The following is a 3,659-nucleotide window of genomic DNA, read 5'->3' as shown; positions in this document are numbered from 1 at the left end:
GGTCGCGGCGACCTTGGCGAGGTACGCCGGGTTTCGGTAGCTCATGGCGGTACACATCTGGCCGAGTCGGATACGCGACGTCGATGCACCGAGTGCGGCCATCAACGTCCACGCCTCGTGAGTCGCTTCTTCCGTCGGCTGGGGAACGGTGTGGAAGTGGTCGTAGACCCACACCGACTCCCACGGCCCTGCCTCCGCGCGCAGCGTGAAGTCTCGCATCACCTCCCACTGCTTCGCGGGGTCGATGCCGACCAGGTCCAGACGCCAGCCTTGAGGTACGAACAGTCCGAATCGCATGTAGCGAGCCTACCTACAGTTTCCCGACGCGCGACCGGGGTGACACCCGCGGAGAGTAGACCGGAATGAAGCGGAACATCATCGCCGCGCCGGCGAACGACGTCGCGCCCAGGGCGGCGAATGCCCACCCGAGTGGGAGCACCGCGGCGAGTAGACCGATCGCGAGCGGCCCACCGAACATGCCGGTGTCGTGAGTCAATCGCCATGCAGCGAGGAACTCGGCGCGTTCTTCGGGCGGGGCGATATCGGCACCGAGGGTCATGATCACGCCGTTGCCCAGTCCGTTGCCGATCCCCATCACGACAGCGACCACGGTCAATCCCACTGCACCCGTCGAGAACGGCAACAGTAGGTACGACACACCGATCACCGTCAGCGAAGGCACCGCGACCAGCCTGCGGCCGTATCGGTCCATGATGTGTCCGGCCGGGTACGAGCACAGCAGGTCCACGGCCGCACCGATACCGAAGATCACACTCACCTGGGCTGCATCCAATCCGAGGTGCAATGCCCACAATGGAAGAACGGCCTCACGCGAAGCGCGGGCGGCGCCCATCAGAAGGGAGCCTGTCCCGAGCGTCGACAGAGCGGCACGATGACGGCGAAGGATCTCCGGGAGCGTGACGTGTCCGTGATCGCTGTTGCCTGCCTGCACCTTTCGTGGCGGGTCGGGAACGCGGGCCATCAGCGCCCCGGCGAGCACGACGCCCACCAACTGGACGAGGAATCCTCCGCGCGCTCCCACCAGGAGAATCACGCCGGCCCCGATGAGCGGTCCCAGGAAGAAACCCAACCGCCACATCGCGGCGAACGACGACATTGCTCGGGCCCGAAGACCGAGTGGCACGGTCTCGGCGAGGTAGCTCTGCCGCGCAAGGCCCCACACCGCATTCGCCAATCCGGTCAACAGTGCGCCGATACCGAGCATCCACGGAGTCTGCGCAAGGAGACAAATCACCACTCCTGTTGCACCCAAGGAACTTCCGCCGATGATCGACCTGCGCTCACCGAAACGCGACACGATCCTGCCGGCGGGGAGGTCACCGAGTACGGCGCCCAAACCACCGAGTGCAACGATCAGGCCGGCGACGGCAACCGATGCACCCAGGTCGCGCGCGGTGACGGCCATGATGGGGGCAGCCGCTCCCTGACCGATCCCGAAGATGGCCGCCGGTACGAAAACCGTTGTGACGAGTGGCTTGAGACCGGCAATCGCCGGCTGTTCCTTGGGCAGTGTTTCCGTCACGCGCTCACTTCTGCCGCGTCAGCGGCCCGCGAAAACCGATTCGCCGGACGATCGAGGCCGTAGTGACCCCGCAGGGTGGATTCCGTGTATTCGGTCCGGAAGATCCCACGCGCCTGCAGAATCGGCACGACCCGGTCGACGAACACCTCGAGCCCTCCAGGCAGATAGGGCGGCATGATGTTGAAGCCGTCCGCGGCGCCCTTGTCGAACCATTCGGTCAACTCGTCCGCGACCTGCTCCGGTGTCCCGGCAAATGTCCGATGCCCACGGCCACCGCCGAGTTTGCCGATCAGTTCACGGACGGTGAGGTTTTCGCTCTCTGCAAGGTCTTTGACGAGCTGGTATCGACTCTTGTTTCCTTGGATGCGATCGATGTCCGGCAACGGTGGCAGCGGGGCATCCAGCGAATGCTCGGTGAGGTCGACGCCCACCATGTTCGAGAGTTGGCGCAGCGAGTACTCAGGTGAGATGAGATCCGTGAACGACTGCTCCAGTGCCTTGGCTTCTTCTTCCGTATCCGCGATGAAGGGAACGATGCCTGGCAGCACCTTGATCTCGTCGGGACTACGCCCGTACTTGATCAGCCGCGCTTTGAGGTCGGTGTAGAAATCCTGCCCCTGCTCGAGTGTTCGTTGAGCGGTGAACACGGCCTCGGCATACCTCGCCGCGAAATCCTTACCGCTCTCGGAGGAACCGGCCTGTACAAGCATCGGACGTCCCTGTGGAGACCTCGGCGAATTGAGCGGGCCAGCCACCGTGAATCGTTGACCGTCATGGTCGATGCGATGGACACGATCAGGATCGGCGAAGATTCCGGTCTCTTCGTCCAGGACAACTGCCCCCTCTTCCCAGCTGTCCCAGAGTCCGAGCGTCACGTCGAGAAACTCCTCGGCGCGCTCGTAACGACCGCTGTGCGTCGGTACCGCATCGAGGCCGAAGTTCGCGGCCTCGTCGGCGCCGGCCGACGTCACGATGTTCCACCCGCCTCGTCCGCCACTGATGTGATCGAGGGAAGCGAACTTCCTTGCCAGAGTGTACGGATCGCTGTAACTGGTCGACGCGGTTGCAATCAGCCCCACCTTGTCGGTGGCCGCCGCGATCGCCGACAGCAAGGTGACGGGTTCGAAGATCGCCTGGGTGTTGTACTTGACCCGCGGGCCGACTGCTAGACCGTCGGCGAAGAACACCGAGTCCAGCTTTCCACGCTCGGCGATTCTCCCCAATTCCTGGAAGTGCTTGACGTCCAGGAGGTTGGCCGCATTTGTGCGTGGGTGGCGCCACGCCGCCTCATGATGGCCGACGCCCATCAGGAAGGCGTTCAGATGAAATTGTCGTTCGGACATGAGTTCGCAGAATCTTTCCGTGAATGTGTGGTCAGGTGGTGACGCGCCAGCGCGAGAGCCGACGTTCGATCAGGACCAGAATCGCGTTGATTGTCAGACCCAACAACGAGATCGCGACGATGCCCGCGTACATGTTCGGGATCTGGAAGTTGAGTTGTGAAGCGGTGATCAGATACCCGAGACCGGCTTTGGCCCCGACCATTTCGGCGGCGATCAGCACGAGAATCGACGACGCGGCTGCCATGCGGATACCCGTGAAGATCGTGGGAACAGCGGCGGGCAGAACCACCTTCTGGAACAGCCGAATCGAGGAGAACCCCAGCGAGGCAGCGGACTTGATCAGCAGGGGGTCCACTGTTCGCACACCGGAGATCGTGTTGAGCAGAATCGGGAAGGTGCAGGCGTAGATCACCAGGGCGATCTTCGATTCCTCACCGATTCCGAGAATCAGCACGAAGACGGGAAGCAGAGCCAAGGCTGCTGTGTTGCGGAACAATTCGAGAATCGGGTTGAGGAAGTCGGAGACCGGGCGGTACCAGGCGATCGCGATTCCCAACGGAATCGCGATCGCGATGGCCACGAAGAATCCGGTCAGCGCACGCGTCAGACTGGCCGAAACATGCTCTTGCAATTGTCCGTTCTCGGCGAGAGTGAAGAATGCGGACACAACTTCGGTGAAGGGCGGGAGGAAGACCTTGTCCACCAGCCCGAGCCGAGGTGCCGCTTCCCAGATCCCGAGGAAGATCGCGATCGCAATCGACGGCTTGGCAATC

At 62.9% G+C, this 3,659-nt stretch carries 4 protein-coding genes; all 4 read right to left on the bottom strand.

Annotated features, from left to right (window positions below; all coding sequences use genetic code 11):
• The coding region (locus A2J01_RS34240) for an LLM class flavin-dependent oxidoreductase (RefSeq protein WP_156519487.1) at positions 1 to 297 on the bottom strand (297 nt) is incomplete at its 3' end.
• A gap of 13 nt (positions 298 to 310) precedes the next feature.
• A complete protein-coding gene (locus tag A2J01_RS34235) occupies positions 311 to 1,543 on the bottom strand; it encodes an MFS transporter (protein ID WP_042451237.1) in 1,233 nt (410 codons plus the stop codon).
• The gene (locus A2J01_RS34230) at positions 1,540 to 2,886 is read right to left on the bottom strand and encodes an LLM class flavin-dependent oxidoreductase (RefSeq protein WP_064114454.1); all 1,347 of its coding nucleotides are present in this window, start codon (positions 2,884 to 2,886) and stop codon (positions 1,540 to 1,542) included. The genes A2J01_RS34235 and A2J01_RS34230 overlap by 4 nt, the downstream gene beginning before the upstream one ends.
• A gap of 31 nt (positions 2,887 to 2,917) precedes the next feature.
• A complete protein-coding gene (locus tag A2J01_RS34225) occupies positions 2,918 to 3,658 on the bottom strand; it encodes an ABC transporter permease (RefSeq protein ID WP_064114453.1) in 741 nt (246 codons plus the stop codon).
• Position 3,659 lies beyond the last annotated feature (1 nt).

The sequence above is a fragment of the Rhodococcus sp. EPR-134 genome, assembly GCF_001647205.1.
GTDB classification, from domain to species: Bacteria; Actinomycetota; Actinomycetes; order Mycobacteriales; family Mycobacteriaceae; genus Rhodococcus_F; species Rhodococcus_F qingshengii.
Note: the sequence above shows the minus strand (reverse complement) of the source record. Positions and strands in the feature narration are given on the sequence as shown.